General features: G+C 64.0%; 14 protein-coding genes. 11 read left to right on the top strand and 3 right to left on the bottom strand.

Going from position 1 to position 17,041, the window contains the following annotated elements; genetic code table 11:
- The first annotated feature begins 7 nt into the window (after positions 1 to 7).
- From rsmD to RT688_RS01020, 6 genes are all read left to right on the top strand, one after another.
- Entirely contained in the window at positions 8 to 649 is a 642-nt protein-coding gene (gene rsmD, locus RT688_RS01045; protein ID WP_313702996.1) for a 16S rRNA (guanine(966)-N(2))-methyltransferase RsmD, read from the top strand.
- Positions 650 to 764: 115 nt separating this feature from the next.
- Positions 765 to 1,262 (top strand): pantetheine-phosphate adenylyltransferase, encoded by a 498-nt coding sequence (gene coaD, locus RT688_RS01040; RefSeq protein WP_312547471.1) that lies wholly within the window; start codon positions 765 to 767, stop codon positions 1,260 to 1,262.
- Between the two features lie 30 nt (positions 1,263 to 1,292).
- Entirely contained in the window at positions 1,293 to 1,553 is a 261-nt protein-coding gene (locus RT688_RS01035) for a YfhL family 4Fe-4S dicluster ferredoxin (RefSeq protein ID WP_313702995.1), read from the top strand.
- 130 nt (positions 1,554 to 1,683) lie between these two features.
- On the top strand, positions 1,684 to 2,220 hold the full coding sequence (locus RT688_RS01030) for a DUF1003 domain-containing protein (RefSeq protein WP_313702994.1): 537 nt from the start codon (positions 1,684 to 1,686) through the stop codon (positions 2,218 to 2,220).
- 127 nt (positions 2,221 to 2,347) lie between these two features.
- The gene (locus RT688_RS01025) at positions 2,348 to 3,946 is read left to right on the top strand and encodes a methyl-accepting chemotaxis protein (RefSeq protein WP_313702993.1); all 1,599 of its coding nucleotides are present in this window, start codon (positions 2,348 to 2,350) and stop codon (positions 3,944 to 3,946) included.
- 17 nt (positions 3,947 to 3,963) lie between these two features.
- Complete coding sequence (locus RT688_RS01020) at positions 3,964 to 4,551, top strand: chalcone isomerase family protein (protein WP_313702992.1); 588 nt, start codon at positions 3,964 to 3,966, stop codon at positions 4,549 to 4,551.
- Between the two features lie 77 nt (positions 4,552 to 4,628).
- Here the strand turns inward: RT688_RS01020 and RT688_RS01015 are convergent, their stop codons facing one another.
- The gene (locus RT688_RS01015) at positions 4,629 to 4,907 is read right to left on the bottom strand and encodes a hypothetical protein (RefSeq protein WP_313702991.1); all 279 of its coding nucleotides are present in this window, start codon (positions 4,905 to 4,907) and stop codon (positions 4,629 to 4,631) included.
- 161 nt (positions 4,908 to 5,068) lie between these two features.
- Between RT688_RS01015 and RT688_RS01010 the strand changes: the two genes are divergently transcribed.
- Complete coding sequence (locus RT688_RS01010) at positions 5,069 to 6,025, top strand: LysR family transcriptional regulator (RefSeq protein WP_313702990.1); 957 nt, start codon at positions 5,069 to 5,071, stop codon at positions 6,023 to 6,025.
- 214 nt (positions 6,026 to 6,239) lie between these two features.
- Here RT688_RS01010 and RT688_RS01005 read toward each other — a convergent pair whose 3' ends face one another.
- A complete protein-coding gene (locus tag RT688_RS01005) occupies positions 6,240 to 6,695 on the bottom strand; it encodes an Lrp/AsnC ligand binding domain-containing protein (protein ID WP_229436257.1) in 456 nt (151 codons plus the stop codon).
- A gap of 288 nt (positions 6,696 to 6,983) precedes the next feature.
- Here RT688_RS01005 and putA point away from each other — a divergent pair, with 288 nt between their 5' ends.
- Together putA and ald are read left to right on the top strand one after the other, a co-directional pair.
- Positions 6,984 to 10,631 (top strand): trifunctional transcriptional regulator/proline dehydrogenase/L-glutamate gamma-semialdehyde dehydrogenase, encoded by a 3,648-nt coding sequence (putA, locus tag RT688_RS01000; RefSeq protein ID WP_313702989.1) that lies wholly within the window; start codon positions 6,984 to 6,986, stop codon positions 10,629 to 10,631.
- A gap of 40 nt (positions 10,632 to 10,671) precedes the next feature.
- On the top strand, positions 10,672 to 11,787 hold the full coding sequence (ald, locus tag RT688_RS00995; RefSeq protein ID WP_313702988.1) for an alanine dehydrogenase: 1,116 nt from the start codon (positions 10,672 to 10,674) through the stop codon (positions 11,785 to 11,787).
- Here ald and RT688_RS00990 read toward each other — a convergent pair.
- A complete protein-coding gene (locus tag RT688_RS00990; protein ID WP_313702987.1) occupies positions 11,757 to 12,551 on the bottom strand; it encodes a 5'-methylthioadenosine/adenosylhomocysteine nucleosidase in 795 nt (264 codons plus the stop codon). The two genes, ald and RT688_RS00990, sit on opposite strands and share 31 nt — an antisense overlap.
- A 1,762-nt stretch (positions 12,552 to 14,313) precedes the next feature.
- Here RT688_RS00990 and RT688_RS00985 point away from each other — a divergent pair.
- Complete coding sequence (locus tag RT688_RS00985; RefSeq protein WP_313702986.1) at positions 14,314 to 15,348, top strand: nitronate monooxygenase; 1,035 nt, start codon at positions 14,314 to 14,316, stop codon at positions 15,346 to 15,348.
- Positions 15,349 to 15,361: 13 nt separating this feature from the next.
- On the top strand, positions 15,362 to 16,981 hold the full coding sequence (locus tag RT688_RS00980) for a GMC family oxidoreductase N-terminal domain-containing protein (RefSeq protein WP_313702985.1): 1,620 nt from the start codon (positions 15,362 to 15,364) through the stop codon (positions 16,979 to 16,981).
- The last annotated feature ends 60 nt before the right edge of the window (positions 16,982 to 17,041 follow it).

The raw sequence follows: 17,041 nt of genomic DNA, 5'->3' as shown, positions 1-17,041 counted from the left end.
GCGCGCCATGCAAAGAAAGCCAGCAAAACCACAGGGCCAGCACGGGCGTCCGCGCCTCGCGCCGCAACAGGTGCGCATCATCGGCGGCGCATGGAAACGGCGCCTGCTGCCGGTACTCGACGCCCTCGGCCTGCGCCCCACGCCGGACCGCGTGCGCGAAACCGTTTTTAATTGGATTAACCATCAGGTCGGCGGCGACTGGGACGCGGTCGATTGCCTCGATTTGTTCGCCGGCAGCGGGGCGCTGGGCTTCGAGGCGGCCAGCCGCGGCGCCCGCTCGGTCGTCATGCTCGACTACCACGGCCCGGCCGTGCGCCAGCTCGAACTGAACAAGGAAACGCTCAAGGCCGACAACGTCACGCTGCTGCGCGGCGACGCCTTCGCCGTGGCGCGCGACATGGCCCTGCGCGGCCAGCGTTTCGACGTCATCTTCTTCGATCCGCCTTATCAACAGGACTTCGTGGCCAAGGCGCTGCCGCTGTGCAGGGACCTGCTGAAGGAGGGCGGCATGGTCTATGTCGAGGCCGAATTCGCGCTGCCGCAAGACGAAGCGCTGCCCGATTGGCTGGCGCCGTGGGAGCAGGTGCGCGCCGACAAGGCGGGCATGGTCTACTACCATCTGCTGAAATTGCACGAAAACAAGGCTTAAAGCCCTTAATGTTGCTCAATTTGCGGGCAAGGGGAGCTCCGGGCTGGGGCAACTGCCGGATTTTCAGGCATAATGCGCCTTTAATAAACACAGGTGTTTCTCCCAGGGAGCCACAATGGTTGTAGCCGTTTATCCAGGTACTTTTGACCCGCTCACCCGCGGCCATGAAGATTTGGTCCGTCGTGCTTCGGGCCTGTTCGACACGCTCGTGGTCGGTGTCGCCGACAGCAAGAACAAGAAGCCCTTCTTCACGCTCGACGAACGCCTGGAAATCGCCAACGAGGTGCTCGGCCATTATCCGAACGTGAAGGTCGAAAGTTTTTCCGGCCTGCTGAAGGATTTCGTGCGCCAGCATGACGCGCGCGTGATCGTGCGCGGCCTGCGCGCCGTTTCCGACTTCGAGTACGAGTTCCAGATGGCGGGCATGAACCGCTACCTGCTGCCCGACGTCGAGACTTTGTTTTTGACCCCGTCCGACCAGTACCAGTTCATCTCCGGCACCATCGTGCGCGAGATCGCGATGCTGGGCGGCGACGTGTCGAAATTCGTGTTCCCTTCGGTGGACCGTTGGCTGCAAAAGAAGATCGCAGCGATGAACCTGCCGAAAGCCTGAGATCCAGGTTATTTTGAGAGCAGCAGTACCATGGCCTTACTGATTACCGACGACTGCATCAACTGCGACGTGTGCGAGCCAGAGTGCCCGAACGACGCCATCTCGATGGGCGAGGAGATCTACGAGATCGATCCGCATAAATGCACCGAGTGCGTCGGCCACTTCGACGAACCGCAGTGCGCCTCGCTGTGCCCGGTCGCCTGCATTCCGCTGAACCCGGCCTGGCGCGAAACGCGCGAGGAATTGCAGGCGAAATACGAGCGCCTGACGGCGGCGAAGAACACCGCCTGATCACGCCGCCGGCACCGTCGCCGGCGCTGTCCTTCCTTCGTGCACGCGCCACATGCACCGGCATGCCGGTTGCGTGCGCACGCTTGCCGCGCCGGCAGGCGAGGCCGGAACCGCATGCTATGCTGGCTTCATGGCCGCCCATGACGACACGGATTCCTGCGGGCCGCTGCCGCCCAGCGTCAGCGAAAACATCGGCACGATCGCCGAATACTGCGAGCGCAACGAAGAACAGGTCACGGCGGCGCAAAAAATCGTCGAAAAAGTAAGCCTGTTCCTGGGCAGTCCCGGCTACTTCGCCGTCAACGTCAGCTTCATCGTCGGCTGGATCGTCTGGAATGTCGCCGCGCCCGAGTTCGGCGGCAACCAGATCGACGAGCCGCCCTTCTTCTGGCTGCAGGGCTTTGTGTCCCTGAACGCCTTCATCATCTCCACCACCGTGCTGATCCGCCAGAACCGCATGTCGAAACTGGCCGAGCGCAATGCCCACCTCGATTTGCAGATCAGCCTGCTGTCGGACGAAAAGACCAGCAAGATCATCGCCATGCTCGAGGATCTACGGCGCGACGATCCGAATCTACCTGACAAGCCCGACCGCGAAGCCGACGAGCTGGCGCAGCCTGCGGATGCGCCGAGCGTGCTGGGCGCCATCGAACGCAAGACAAAATAAGCCCCGTTGTATTGTGCTCTTGCAGCATTGAAATAGTTATTGCATCTTGATTTTCGTCAAGATTTCAATGCTATATTGCTATTGCTGTTTTAGCACGATCATTCTATTTCTGTGGAACGGGGACGGTGTGAACATCAATAACTTGCGTATCGGCCAGCGCCTGGCCATCGGCTTCGGTATCGTGATTTCGCTGCTGGTCCTGCTGGCCGGCCTGTCGTATGCGCGCATGGCCAGCCTGGACGCCGAGATGGCCCATCTGCTCAAGGTGCGCTACGCGAACACCGTCAGCGCCAACGCCATCAAGTCCGACGTCAACGAGGCCACGCGCGCCATGCTCAGCGTGCTGGTGATGGCCGACCCCGAGCAGGTCAGGAAGGAACTCGAGAACGCAGGCCGCAAGAGCGCCGGCGCCAGCGCCGCCGTGGCGCGCCTGGTGCAGAACACGCGCGACGCCGAAGGCGCCCGGATCCTGGCGGCGATCGCCCAGGTCCAGGCGAAATTCCTGCCGGCCCAGGATGCCTTCGGCAAGCTGGTGCTGGAAGAGCGCAAGGACGAGGCGATGGTGAAATTCATGTTCTCGCTGCGCCCGCAACAGGCGAAATACTTCGAGCAGCTCGACCAGTACATCGCCTACCAGAACGCGGCCATGACGCAGGCAGGCGAGGCCGCCGCCGCGCTGACCCGCCGTACCCAGCTGCTGGTGCTGGCGCTGGCCTCGGTGGCCGCCGCTATTTCCCTCGGCGTGGCCTTTCTTGCCACGCGCAGCATCACGCGGCCGCTGAACCAGGTGGTCGCTATCGCGCGCCGCGTCGCCGACGGCGACCTGCGCAGCGAGATCCGCGCCGACACGCGCGACGAGACCGGCCAGATGATGCAGGCCCTGCGGCACATGAACGCCAGCCTGATGCGCATCGTCGCCGAAGTGCGCGCCGGCACCGAGGCGATGGCGGCCGCCTCGCATGCGATCGCCAGCGGCAACCTCGACTTATCAAACCGCACCGAGCAGCAGGCCGCCGCGCTCGGCCACACGGCCGGCGCGATGCGCGAACTGACCGACACCGTCCAGCAGAACGCCGACAACGCGCGCCAGGCGAATCAATTGGCGGCCAGGGCCTCGGACGTGGCCGAGCAGGGCGGCACGGTGGTGGCGCGCGTGATCGACACCATGGGCTCGATCACGGCATCCTCGCAGAAGATCGTCGACATCATCGGCGTCATCGACGGCATCGCTTTCCAGACCAATATCCTGGCCCTGAACGCCGCCGTGGAAGCGGCGCGCGCGGGCGAGCAGGGGCGCGGCTTCGCCGTCGTGGCTTCCGAGGTGCGCAACCTGGCCCAGCGCTCGGCCGCCGCCGCCCGCGAAATCAAGGACCTGATCGGCGACTCGGTCGACAAGGTGCGCGAAGGCAGCAGCCTGGTCGAGCAGGCCGGCGCCACCATGCAGGACGTGGTGGCGAGCGTGCGCCGCGTCACCGACATCATGGCCGAGATCACGGCCGCTAGCATGGAGCAGAGCGCCGGCATCGCCCAGGTCAGCCGCAACGTCCTGGAGATGGACCAGGGCACCCAGGAAAACGCCGCCCTGGTCGAGGAAGCGGCGTCCGCCGCCGCCGCGATGCAGGAACAGGCGGCCCAGCTGGCGCAGGCCGTCAGCATTTTCAAACTGGCGGACGAGGCGGCCCGGCTGGCGGCCCCATCCCCACTCAAGCAATTGACCGCACGTTAAAACGAGAAGGAGACAACATGAACACCCTGAAAACCCTGGCCACCGGCGCCGCCCTGGCGCTGGCCCTCGCCCTGCCGGCCGCGGCCGCCGTCGATGTGAACGGCATCAAGTTCGAGGACGTCAACAAAGTCGGCGGCAAGGACCTGAAACTGAACGGCGCCGGCATGCGCACCAAGCTGGTGATCAAGGTCTATGCCGCCGGCCTGTATCTGACGGAAAAGAGCAAGAACGTCGCCGACATCCTGAAAATGGACGGCCCGCGCCGCGTCACCCTGGTGATGGCACGCGACATCTCCTCCGAAGACCTGGGCAAGGCTTTCATGGACGGCATCAACGAAAACCTGGACAAGGCGGAAAAGGCGAAGATCGTCGGCCAGATCGGCAAGTTCGGCGAGATGTTCGCCAGCGTCGACCAGATCCGCAAGGGCGACGTGCTGCACATGGACTGGATTCCGGGCACGGGCACCGTGTGCGAGCTGAACGGCAAGCGCATCGGCGAGCCTGCGTCGGACATCAATTTCTATAACGCCGTGCTGCGCATCTGGCTGGGCGAAAAGCCGGCCGACCGTTCCTTGAAACCGGCGCTGCTGGGCGAGGCAAAATAAACCGTAGCGACGATAAAAAACGCGGCGCCGGGGTCCCGGTCGCCGCGTTTTTGTTTATGCGGAAAGTAGCTTGTTCTTCAGGCGCCCGAACCCAGGGTGCCGGTGCCGGGACCCTTGGCCGAGTCGATTGCGCGCTGCAACACGGCGCCGGTTTTTTGCGCCAGGCGCGCCGCGCGCTGTTCCTTGGTCATGCGCGGGCGCACGGTCAGCAACAGGGCGCGCACGATGCCGGTCAGCAGCGGACGGAAAAACATCAGGACACTGGCCAGCAGCGCCAGCAGCAGGGCGGCGCGCAGCAGCTCCGCCAGCGGAAGCGTGGGGAAGGAAAACTGCGTCAGGGTCGAAACGAAGGACATGATCAGGCCGGAATGTTGTTTTTTAGAACTATAGTGCAATGCAACATATAAATCTAATTCCGTTTGCTGATGTGGCTTATATTGATCATGAATGAAATCGGGTACACTGGCACGCAGACCTATAACGGGCGTGCAATTGGCGCCATATATCGAGACACCACATGAGCTTCCTGACGCTGGACCTGAACCTGCTGCGCGTATTCGACGCAGTCATGACCGAACAAAACCTGACGCGGGCCGCCGGCCATCTGGCGATGACCCAGCCGGCGGTATCGAATGCGATCAAGCGCCTGCGCGAAAGCCTGGGTGACGAATTGCTGATCCGGACCGCCTACGGCGTGAAGCCGACGCCGCGCGCCGAGGCGCTGTGGCCGGCCGTGCGCCAGGCGCTGGCGGCGCTGGAAGCGGCCGTGATGCCGGAAACCTTCGACGTCTCCAAGGCGCAGGCCACCTTCCGCATGGCGATGGCCGACGCCACCGCCGCCTACTGGCTGCCGTCACTGATGCGCTCGATCGAGCGCGAGGCGCCGGGCGTCAACATCCGCATGGTGCCGCTGACCACGCGCGAACCGCGGCCGATGCTGCTGCGCGGCGACATCGATCTTGCCGTCGGCTTTTTCCCGGGCGTGGCGGCCCAGCTGTCCTACGAGACCGGTTCGCCGATCCGTCATGAACGCCTGTATTCGGGCAAGTATGTGTGCGTGATGCGCAAGAACCACCCGCTGGCGGACGGTCAGCTGGACCTGGATTCCTATTGCAAGGCGAACCACCTCTTGGTGAGTTTTTCCGGACGCGCCCATGGCCTGGTCGACGAAGCCCTGGCCCAGATCGGCCGCGAGCGCCGCATCCTGCTGACGGTGAACCAGTTCTTCACCGCCGGACGGGTGGTGGCCAATTCCGACCTGATCACGGTGCTGCCGAAACACCTGATGGGCTCGACCGGCATGACCGACGCCCTGATCTGGCGCGAACTGCCGTTCGCACTGCCGGCCGTGCACCTGGACATGCTCTGGCACGAACGCGACGGCCGCAGCCCGGCGCACCGCTGGCTGCGCAATAACCTGGAAACGACGGCGGCGGCGGCAACGAAACCGCTGGTGGAGCGCCAGGCGGCGTAGATCCGACGGTTTCGTAGGGTGGGGTCATTGATGCCGGGGGCATCAATGACGTGCCCACGCGGTAGGGCGCATGTGCTCACGGAAGGCGTGCGAACATGACGCACCGTTCCGCGTGGGCAGTGGGGCTGGCTAAATGCCAGCACCACAAAGTGCCCACCCTACGGGATGCGTCAACGCATTCGTTCACATAACGGCGTGCAAGCGCCGGAAAAGATCACCGAATCGGCAACTTCGTCGTATTCTTGACTTCTTCCATCACCGCATAGGTGTGCGTTTCGCGCACGCCCTTCTGTAGCAGCGTCTTGCCGAGGAATTCGCGGTAGGCGGCCATGTCCTTGACGCGCGCCTTCACCAGGTAATCGAAGCCACCGGCCACCATGTGGCATTCGAGCACTTCCGGAATCAATTGGACGCTCTGTTTGAAGGCGTCGAACACCTCGGGCGTGGTGCGGTCCAGCACCACCTCGATGAAGACCAGCAGCGAGACATCGAGCAGCTGGGGATTCAACTGGGCCGTGTAGCCCGTGATGTAGCCGGACTCGTGCAGCTTGCGCACGCGCTCGAGGCAGGCCGCCGGCGACAGGTTCACGCGCGCGGCCAGCTCGACGTTGCTGATGCGTCCGTCGTTCTGCAACTCGGCCAGAATTTTTTTCGAAATCTTGTCCAGCATGGTGTCTCTCTCTTCACCGTAAATATTATTTGGCCGAATTCTCGCATCAAAAACTATCTATTGCTAGTACCCTTTAAAAACAGAATTAATCCAGAAGATTTCCTTCTACAATCAAACGATTGAGAGTGCTTAAAAAAATCTCCACTGCAAGGCGCAGCGCCGGCTAGCGATGGGGATGATTAAGCGCTCGGAAGCACGTACCAAAACGCGCGCCGACTGCACCCGCAGGACGGCGCGTTTTGCTGTGTACGCTCCTTGATCCGATCTTTTTCTTTCTTACAGACCGCCATGCAGATCGCCGCCACTCCGGCCACCACCTTCGTTCCCTTCGACGCCTTCCAGGCGGAAACCAAGCAGGAGCAGACACCCCTGCGCGCCGCCATCACCGCCGCCTACCGCCGCGACGAACAGGAAGCCGTCCAGTGGCTGCTGGCCCAGGGCGCGCGTCCGAGCGCGGATGCCAAGCCGCTGGCGCACCGCCTGGTCTCGAGCGTGCGCGCGAAACGCACCCGCGCCTCGGGGGTCGATGCACTGATGCACGAGTTCTCGCTGTCGTCGGAAGAGGGCGTGGCGCTGATGTGCCTGGCCGAAGCGCTGCTGCGCATTCCCGACAGCGCCACCGCCGACCGCCTGATCGCCGACAAGATCAGCAAGGGAGATTGGCGCAGCCACCTGGGCGAATCGCCGTCGCTGTTCGTGAACGCGGCCACCTGGGGCTTGCTCGTCACCGGCAAGCTGGTTTCGACCACCAGCGAACGCGGCCTGGGTTCGGCGCTGACGCGCCTGATCGCGAAGGGCGGCGAACCGCTGATCCGCAAGGGCGTCGACATGGCCATGCGCATGCTGGGCAACCAGTTCGTCACCGGCCAGACGATCGAGGAAGCGCTGAAGAACAGCCAGGCCAACGAGGGGCGCGGCTACCAGTATTCCTACGACATGCTGGGCGAAGCGGCGCTGACCGAGCTGGATGCGCAGAATTACTACGCCTCGTACGAAGCGGCGATCCACGCGATCGGCAAGGCCTCGAACGGACGCGGCATCAAGAACGGCCCCGGCATCTCCATCAAACTGTCGGCCCTGCACCCGCGCTACAGCCGCGCCCAGCATGCGCGCGTGATGGGCGAACTGCTGCCGCGCGTGCGCAGTCTCGTGCTGCTGGCGAAAGGCTACAACATCGGCATCAACATCGACGCCGAGGAAGCGGACCGCCTGGAAATCTCGCTCGACATGCTGGAAGCCCTGGCGTTCGATCCGGAACTGGCCGGCTTCGAGGGCATTGGTCTCGTGGTGCAGGGCTACCAGAAGCGCTGCCCCTTCGTGATCGACTACGTGGTCGACCTGGCCAAGCGCAGCGGCCGCAAGTTCATGGTGCGCCTGGTGAAGGGCGCCTACTGGGACGCCGAGATCAAGCGCGCGCAAGTGGACGGCATGCCGGGCTATCCGGTGTACACGAGAAAAGTCTACACCGACGTGTCGTACCTGACCTGCGCCCAGAAGCTCTTGGGCGCGACCGACGTCATCTACGCCCAGTTCGCCACCCACAATGCGCACACCCTGTCCGTGATCTACACCTGGGCCAAGGAGCGCGGTGTGGACAACTACGAATTCCAGTGCCTGCACGGCATGGGAGAGACGCTGTACGACCAGGTCGTGGGCAAGGATAACCTGAACAAGGCTTGCCGCATCTACGCGCCGGTCGGCTCGCACGAGACCCTGCTGGCGTATCTCGTGCGCCGCCTGCTGGAAAACGGCGCCAATTCCTCGTTCGTGAACCAGATCGTCGACGAGAAGATCCCGGTCGAGACCCTCTTGAACGACCCGTTCGAGGTGGCGCGCGCCAGCGGCGGCCTGCCGCACACGGGTATTTCCCTGCCGCGCGCCATGTTCGGCGCCGAGCGCAAGAATTCCGCCGGCCTGGATCTCACCAACGAAGACACGCTGCGCCTGCTCGGCACGGAACTGTCGCGCCAGCGCGAGTACAAGGCGACGCCGCTGGTCGCCGGTAGCGTGCAGGGCGCCGATGCGCTGGCGGTCGTCAACCCGGCGCAGTCGGCCGACATCGTGGGCAGCGTGCTCGAGGCATCGAAGGCCGACGTCGACACCGCCCTGCAGGCGGCCGCCGACTTTGCCGGCCAGTGGCAAGCCAGCGCCAGCTCTGATCGCGCCGCGATCCTGATGCGCGTGGCCGATTTGTTCGAGGACAACATGGCCGAATTGATGGCCCTGGCCGTGCGCGAAGCCGGTAAATCGCTGCCGAACGCGATCGCCGAGATCCGCGAAGCGGTCGACTTCCTGCGCTACTACGGCGCCCAGGCGAAAGATGCCGACGCCGCGCAGGCCCTCGGACCGGTCACGTGCATCAGCCCATGGAACTTCCCGCTGGCGATTTTTACCGGCCAGGTCGCCGCCGCCCTGGCCGCCGGCAACGTCGTGCTGGCGAAACCGGCCGAGCAGACCCCATTGATCGCGTACCGCGCGGTGCAGATGTTCCACGCAGCGGGCATCCCGGCCGCCGCCCTGCAACTGCTGCCGGGCCGCGGCGAGGTGGTCGGCGCCGCCCTGACTTCGGACGCGCGCGTCAAAGGCGTGATCTTCACCGGATCGACCGAAGTGGCGCAATTGATCAACCGCACGCTGGCCGCGCGTGCCGACAAAGAGGGCATCGACATTCCGCTGGTGGCGGAAACCGGCGGCCAGAACGCCCTGATCGTCGATTCCTCGGCGCTGCCGGAGCAGGTGGTGCAGGACGTGTTGAGCTCGGCCTTCGATTCGGCCGGCCAGCGTTGCTCGGCCCTGCGTGTGCTGTTCCTGCAGGAAGATATTGCCGATAAAACGATTCGCATGCTCAAGGGCGCCCTGGGCGAACTGCGCGTCGGCAGCCCGGACCGGCTGGCGACCGACATCGGCCCGGTGATCGACGCCGAAGCCCAGCGCAATTTGCTGGCCCACATCGAGCGCATGAAGGCCACCGCGAAACAGCATTTCGCGCTCGAGCTGCCGGCGGCCATCGCCTCGCAAGGCACCTTCGTGCCGCCGACCGTGCTGGAAATCGGTTCGCTGTCGGAACTGAAGCAGGAAGTCTTCGGCCCGGTGCTGCACATCGTGCGCTACCGCCGCGCCGACCTGGGCCGTGTGATCGATGCGATCAACGCCACCGGTTACGGCCTGACCCTGGGCGTGCATTCGCGCATCGACGAGACCATCGACTTCATCGTCACCCGCGCCCACGTCGGCAACATCTACGTGAACCGGAATATCGTCGGCGCCGTCGTCGGCGTGCAGCCTTTCGGTGGAGAAGGCAAATCCGGCACCGGCCCGAAAGCCGGCGGTCCGCTCTACCTGAAGCGCCTGCAGCGCGGCGCGGCGCCGCTGCTGGAACACACGAACACGCCGAATCCGGCCCTGGTGTCGCTGCTGGTTTGGGCGCGCAATCATGGCCACGACGGCGTGGTGGAGCTGGGCGACCAGTACATCCGCACCCACCTGAACGGGATCACGCTCGACTTGCCGGGCCCGACCGGCGAGCGCAACCGCCTGTCGTTCTGCCCGCGCGGCGCCGTGCTGTGCGCGGCCGACACGCAAGCGGCGATGCTGAACCAGCTGGCCGCCGCGCTGGCGGCCGGCAACCGCGCCTATGTGCTGGCCAGCGCCCAATCGGCGGTACCGGACGACCTGCCGGCGGAGGTCAAGGACCGCATCCGTTTCGTCGGCGCCGCCGAGGTGGCGCAGTGCGAGTTCCAGATCGCCCTGCTGGAAAGCGGCATGCGCGGCGAGCTGCGTTCCCAGCTGGCGGCGCGCCCGGGCGCCATCGTCGGCATCGTCGACACCGACGCGCAGTCTCCGGTGGACCTGTGGCGCCTGGTGGCCGAACGCGCCGTGTGCGTGAACACGACCGCGGCTGGCGGCAACGCAAGTCTCATGACGCTGGGGCTGTGATCATGTAGGAGTTTCAATCGTAAAACTGGAGGAAGACATCATGCTAGTCGGCGTTCCGAAGGAGATCAAAAACCATGAGTACCGGGTCGGTCTGACCCCGCCTTCCGTGCAGGAGCTGGTCGCACGGGGGCACCAGGTCATTGTCCAGACGAACGCCGGCGGCGAGATCGGGCTGTCCGACGATCACTACCTGGCCGCCGGCGCCAGCATCGTCGAGACGGCGAAGGAAGTCTTCGCACGCGCCGACATGATCGTGAAGGTCAAGGAACCGCAGCCGAACGAATGCGCGATGCTGCATGAAGGCCAGATCCTCTACACCTATTTGCACCTGGCGCCGGATCCCGAGCAGACTTCGGCCCTGGTCGCATCGAGCGCGGTCTGCATTGCCTACGAAACCATCACCGGCCCGGGCGGCGGCCTGCCGCTGCTCGCGCCGATGAGCGAGGTGGCGGGGCGCATGGCGATCCAGGCCGGCGCCGCGCACCTGGAAAAGTCGAAAGGCGGCATGGGTTTGCTGCTGGGCGGCGTGCCGGGCGTGGCGCCGGGCCACGTGGTCATCATCGGCGCCGGCGTGGTCGGCACCAATGCGCTGCAAATGGCGGTCGGCACCGGCGCGCGCGTCACCGTGCTCGATAAAAACATCGACCGCCTGCGCCAGCTCGACCTGGTCTACGGCAACCGCATTTCCACCCTGTATTCGAACGCCCATGCGATCGAGGAGGCCGTCGTCTCCGCCGACCTCGTCATCGGCGGCGTGCTGGTGCCGGGCGCCGCGGCGCCGAAGCTGGTCACGCGCGGCATGATCGCGCGCATGAAGAAGGGGTCGGTGGTGGTCGACGTGGCGATCGACCAGGGCGGCTGTTTCGAGACCTCGCACCCGACCACGCACGCCGACCCGACCTTCGTCGTCGACGGCGTGGTGCACTACTGCGTGGCGAACATGCCGGGGGCGGTGGCCCGCACGTCCACCTTCGCGTTGAACAACGCCACCATCGGCCACGCCGTGGCCCTGGCCAGCAAGGGCTGGCGCCAGGCGCTGGAAGACGACGTCCACCTGCGCCAGGGCTTGAACGTCTGCCAGGGCAAGGTCACCTACCAGGCCGTGGCCGACGCCCTGGGCTACGACTACACGCCGGCCGCTTCGCTGCTGGCCTGAACGATCGATCCTTCCGTTTCCAGGCAAAAGCGCCTGACGATGTGGAAGGCATAGCGCGCGGCCACCGACTTCACGAAACGCATGAAGTCGGTGGCCGCGTTTTCATTGGCGTTGTCGGAAATCGTCCGGATCACGGCGCAGGGCAGGCCCAGCTCGTGGCAAACCTGGGCCACCGCCGCTCCTTCCATTTCCACCGCCACCAGGCCGGGCAGCGCCGCATTCAATCCATTGATGTGCTCGCGATCGTTGACGAACTGATCGCCGCTGGCGATCAGGCCGCGGTGGATGCGCGGCCGGGACAAGTGGAAGGCCGCTTTCTCGAGCGGATCGATGGCGTCGATAAAATCCTTGTCCAGGAAAGACTGGGCCGCATCCATCAGGCGTGCGCCCAGGCGATGGTCGGCCGGGAAGTGGGTCAGGCCGGTCAGCGGCACTTCAAAACGGGGAAACAGCGGGCTGGCATCCATGTCGTGCTGGACCAGCGATTCGGCCACCACGATGTCGCCGACTTGCACCGTTTTATCGCCCGCACCGGCAACGCCGGTAAACAGGATGTGCGTAACTCCGAACTTCTCCACAAGCGTTGCCGCCGTCAACGCAGCTGCAACCTTGCCTATACGCGATAAAACGCACACAGCGTCGATTTCCCAGAGTTGTCCGAGGCAGTACTCGCGCTGACCATGGATGAGCTTGTAGGGCTTCTGCATGGCCTCCACGAGCCCCTGCTGTTCTTCGTACAGCGCGCTGATGATCCCTAGACGCATATTTTTGCTTGTTTGATGGGTTGAAAAACGCTGTGCAGCAGGGTGTTGGGCAGCTGTTGGACGCTGTATCCCCGCTGTTCGCGGTGTTTTTGCTGTTTACAGTAGTAAACGTATATGTATACAGCTGGTAGTGATAGTAAACGATGATGCTGTTGTGGATAAGAAGAGATTTCTCCACAAGATCAGCGGTTTACGTGCGCGCGAACTGGCTGGACAAGGATTGTATCGAGCCTGCATGGATGTTGGAGAAAAAACGGCTTGTCTTCAGTAAACGCGTTTCTGCACATCCGATCCTGTGGATATGCAGCGGCTTGTCCACAGTTGAGCCAGCAAAACGTGGCGATGGACCCGTAGGGTGGGCGGCTCATCCCTGACATTTGCAGGTCGGCAGCGTGAGCGCCGCCCACGCGTTCAATGTCCACATGCATTGCGGGGCAGATCCGGCGTCGCTTGAACGCGTGGGCGGCGCAACTGCTGCGTGGACTTTTACGCCAGGGTGCAGCCGTCCACCCTACGCCTGTTGCCGGCAACCTGGACGAACTTGGTTTTCAAGTCATCCGGACTCGACATGTTTCTCTCAAAGCAATCCAAGTTCGCAAGCAAAACGCCGGCAGACCGTTTCGCTGCCATCGTCGGCAACGTTCGCAGCATCGCGACTTCCTGCCAAACCGCTTTTTGGTCGACCAGACGACAGCTGTCGCCCTGGCCTGCGGAGCGAGCGCGACCTTGTCCACGGCCCGCGGCACTTCTCTTTTTAATACATAGAGATAAATATAAAGCTGGTAGTAGTAGTAAACGGCCGCAGAACTGTGGATAAAGTCGGTTTACTCCACAGCGTCAAGGGTTTACGTGGTTTCTGAAGTGCTGAACAAACCTTGCGTCTGGCTTGCACGGATTTTGTACAAATTTTTCGGTCAAATAAAAGTCGGCCGTTCTGCACATTCGTTCCTGTGGATATACATGGGCTTGTCCACAGTTGCCAGGCCATCTGCGGCGTTGGTGTACGCGTTTTGGTTGGCGAGCAGGGGACAGGCGCCGGTCGATAAGCGCCGGAAGACAAGGCAGGGATGCGTGAAGCGACGATTGCGGCTTTGCGCCAACAGTCGAGTCCCCACGAAAAAAAAAATTTGCCGAGCGCACAGCGCGAGGCTCGTCAGGTTTACAACCAAAATCTGTATACAACGATAGTAGTAGTGTTAACAACTGCCGTTTTCTGTGGATAAGCCGGTAAACGGACGAGAAATCAGCGGTTTACGGGCGGTATAAGCCGGTGGTTTGCCGCTGTATGTTCCTGGTGGCAAATCTGGACAACAATTCGGGCTGTTGAAAAAGCCGCGTTTCTTCACAAACCGTTCCTGTGGATATCAAGAAGCTTATCCACAAGAGGGGGTCTGGCGTATCGTTTACGATCTGGTAAGCTTGCTGTTGTGAACTGAAACGGGAGCCACGAACGGGCTTCGGCGTGGCTGTGCGCGCCGTGTGATCGCGGGACCGCTGGGTGGAGCGGGGCCGTGGCGCAGGCTCGACGGGGTTTTCGTAGGGTGGGCTCTTAAGCCCACGCGAACTCACCGTTTGTTCAGCGGAAGTGCGACGCCGAGTGCGATGTGTGCGGCCTGTCGGGATGCGTTTCGATACGTGAATGGTCGACAGCGTGGGTTCGAGAACCCACCCTACGCCGAACCGGCCCGTCGACGATGTTCGCCACCGACATGACGGCCTGGTAAGTTTTGCCAAATTGAATCGTTTTGCGGAGGAATGTCGGATGGACTTCGATTCGCTGTTCAAGCTGCCCATCGTTCAGGGACCGATGGCGGGCGGCGCGACGACGCCGGAGCTGGTCGCCGCCGTGTCGAATGCCGGCGCCGTCGGCGCCTTTGCCGGCTCGCTGCTCGCCCCAGGCGCCATCCGTACCCAGGTCGAGCGCATCCGCAGCCTGACCGGGCGGCCCTTCCTCCTCAATTTCTTCGTCCAGAAAACCCCGGCGCCGACGGCCGAGGAAGTCGCGCGCGGCGTGGAGTTGCTGCGCCCGGTCTGGGAAAGCCTGGGCTGGACCGAGTTGCCGCAACCGACAGCCTGGTGCGAGGATTTCGATGCCCAATTCGAAACCCTGCTGGAGCTGCGCCCGGCCGCCGCCAGTTTTACGTTCGGCATTCTCGACGCGGTCCAGGTCGAGCGCCTGCACGCGGCCGGCATCCTGGCGATCGGCACCGTCACCACGGTGGAGGAGGCGCTGGCCTGGCAAGCCATCGGCGCGGACGCCGTCATTGCGTCCGGCATCGAGGCCGGCGGCCACCGCGGCACCTTCATCGGACGCCAGGAAGACGCCGCCCTGACGGCGCGCGGCCTGTGGCCGGCGGTGGTGCAGGCCGTCTCGATTCCCGTGATCGCTGCCGGCGGCATCATGAACGGCGCCGACATCAAGGACGCGCTGGCCCTGGGCGCGAAGGCGGTGCAGATCGGCACGGCCTTCCTCGTCACCGAGGAGTCGGGTATCCATCCGGCCTACAAGCAGCGCCTGATCGACGCGCAAGGGCAGCCGACCCGCCTGACGCGCAGCTTTTCCGGACGCTACGCGCGCGGCATCGAGAACCGCTTCATGCGCCAGATGGCGGCAAGCGAAGCGCAGGTGCCGCCTTACCCGATCCAGAACGCGCTGACCGGCAGCATCCGCGCCGCCGCGGCCAAGGCGGGCGACACCGAACTGATGTCGCTCTGGGCCGGCGCCAATGTGGCGCGGGCGCGGCCGATGCCGGCCGCGCGCCTGGTCGAATTGCTGGTATCCGAATTGCAGTCCTGAAGGGAGCGCCCGCGTGGAATCGGCTGGAGAATACGACTACATCATCGTTGGGGCCGGCACTTCCGGCTGCGTGCTGGCCAATCGCCTGACCCGCGACAAGGACGTCAACGTCCTTCTCATCGAAGCGGGCGCGCGCGACGACTATTTGTGGATCCACATCCCGGTCGGCTACCTGCACTGCATCGGCAATCCGCGCACCGACTGGCTGTTCAACACCGAACCCGACCCGGGCCTGGGCGGCCGCGCCCTGATCTATCCGCGCGGGAAAGTGCTGGGCGGCAGCTCCTCGATCAACGGCATGATCTACATGCGCGGGCAGAAGGGAGACTATGACCGCTGGGCCGAGGCCTGCGGCGACGATTCCTGGCGCTGGGAGCAGGTGCTGCCGCTATTCAAACAGAGCGAAGACCATTATCGCGGCGCCAGCGAACTGCATGGCGCCGGCGGCGAATGGCGCGTGGAAAAGCAGAGATTGTCCTGGCAGATCCTGGACGCCTTCCGCGACGCCGCCGCCGAAGTCGGCATCGCGAAGGTCGACGATTTCAACACCGGCGACAACGCCGGTTCCTCCTACTTCGAGGTCAACCAGCGGCGCGGCATCCGCCTGAATACGGCGAAAGCGTTCCTGAAGCCGGCGGCGCAGCGCCCGAATCTGACCATCATGACGGGTTGCCACGTGGAACGCTTGCTGGTCGAGGAGAGCGGGAACGGTAAAGTCTGCCGCGGCGTGCAGTTCAGCGGCGGCGGGCGCATGTTCACGGCGACCGCCCAGCGCGAAACCCTGCTGGCGGCGGGCGCGATCGGCTCGCCTCACATCCTGCAATTGTCCGGCATCGGGCCGGCAGCAAGCCTGCAGCGCCACGGCATCGCGCCGCTGGTCGATGCGCCCGGCGTCGGCGAAAACCTGCAGGACCACCTGCAACTGCGCATGGTCTACAAGGTCAGCGGCGTAAAAACCCTGAACGAGACGGCCGCGAACTGGTTCGGCAAGATGAAGATCGGCCTCGAGTACGCGCTGTTCCAGAGCGGGCCGATGTCGATGGCGCCTTCGCAGCTGGGCGTGTTCGCGCGCTCGGGCCCGCACGAGGCAACGCCGAACCTGCAATACCACGTGCAGCCGCTGTCGCTGGAGAAGTTCGGCGACCCGCTGCACGGTTTCCCGGCATTCACGGCGAGCGTGTGCAACCTGCGCCCGACCGCGCGCGGCCATGTGCGCATCGCTTCGCACGACAGCTATGCGCCGCCGAAGATCACGCCGAACTACCTGAGCACCGAGGAGGACCGGCGCACGGCCGCGGCGGCGCTGGCGCTGACGCGCCGCATCGTGGCCGCGCCCGCGCTGGCGAAATACCAGCCGCAGGAATTCAAGCCCGGCCCCCTGTACCAGACCGAGGAAGAACTGGCCGAAGCGGCGGGCCTGATCGGCACCACGATTTTTCATCCGGTCGGCACCTGCCGCATGGGCAAGAGAAATGATCCGCTGGCGGTGGTCGACAGCCAATTGCGCGTCATCGGCGTCGCACGCCTGCGCGTGGTCGATGCGTCGATCATGCCCTTCATTACATCCGGGAATACGAATTCGCCGACCTTGATGATCGCGGAGAAGGCGGCGCAGATGATCGCAGGGCGCTGATGTTTTCGTAGGGTGGGCACGCCGTGCCCACCCTACGGTCCGCAGGGCGAAACGCCGTGA

The sequence above is a fragment of the Massilia sp. genome, assembly GCF_032106685.1.
Classification (GTDB): Bacteria; Pseudomonadota; Gammaproteobacteria; order Burkholderiales; family Burkholderiaceae_D; genus Telluria.
The sequence above is the reverse complement of the archived record's forward strand: the minus strand, read 5'-3'. Positions and strand labels throughout refer to the sequence as shown.

Coding starts and splice junctions, on each gene's coding strand:
- rsmD (WP_313702996.1), top strand. CDS start 8: ATGCAAAGAAAGCCAGCAAAACCACAGGGCCAGCACGGGCGTCCGCGC.
- coaD (WP_312547471.1), top strand. CDS start 765: ATGGTTGTAGCCGTTTATCCAGGTACTTTTGACCCGCTCACCCGCGGC.
- RT688_RS01035 (WP_313702995.1), top strand. CDS start 1,293: ATGGCCTTACTGATTACCGACGACTGCATCAACTGCGACGTGTGCGAG.
- RT688_RS01030 (WP_313702994.1), top strand. CDS start 1,684: ATGGCCGCCCATGACGACACGGATTCCTGCGGGCCGCTGCCGCCCAGC.
- RT688_RS01020 (WP_313702992.1), top strand. CDS start 3,964: ATGAACACCCTGAAAACCCTGGCCACCGGCGCCGCCCTGGCGCTGGCC.
- RT688_RS01015 (WP_313702991.1), bottom strand. CDS start 4,907: ATGTCCTTCGTTTCGACCCTGACGCAGTTTTCCTTCCCCACGCTTCCG.
- RT688_RS01010 (WP_313702990.1), top strand. CDS start 5,069: ATGAGCTTCCTGACGCTGGACCTGAACCTGCTGCGCGTATTCGACGCA.
- RT688_RS01005 (WP_229436257.1), bottom strand. CDS start 6,695: ATGCTGGACAAGATTTCGAAAAAAATTCTGGCCGAGTTGCAGAACGAC.
- putA (WP_313702989.1), top strand. CDS start 6,984: ATGCAGATCGCCGCCACTCCGGCCACCACCTTCGTTCCCTTCGACGCC.
- ald (WP_313702988.1), top strand. CDS start 10,672: ATGCTAGTCGGCGTTCCGAAGGAGATCAAAAACCATGAGTACCGGGTC.
- RT688_RS00990 (WP_313702987.1), bottom strand. CDS start 12,551: ATGCGTCTAGGGATCATCAGCGCGCTGTACGAAGAACAGCAGGGGCTC.
- RT688_RS00985 (WP_313702986.1), top strand. CDS start 14,314: ATGGACTTCGATTCGCTGTTCAAGCTGCCCATCGTTCAGGGACCGATG.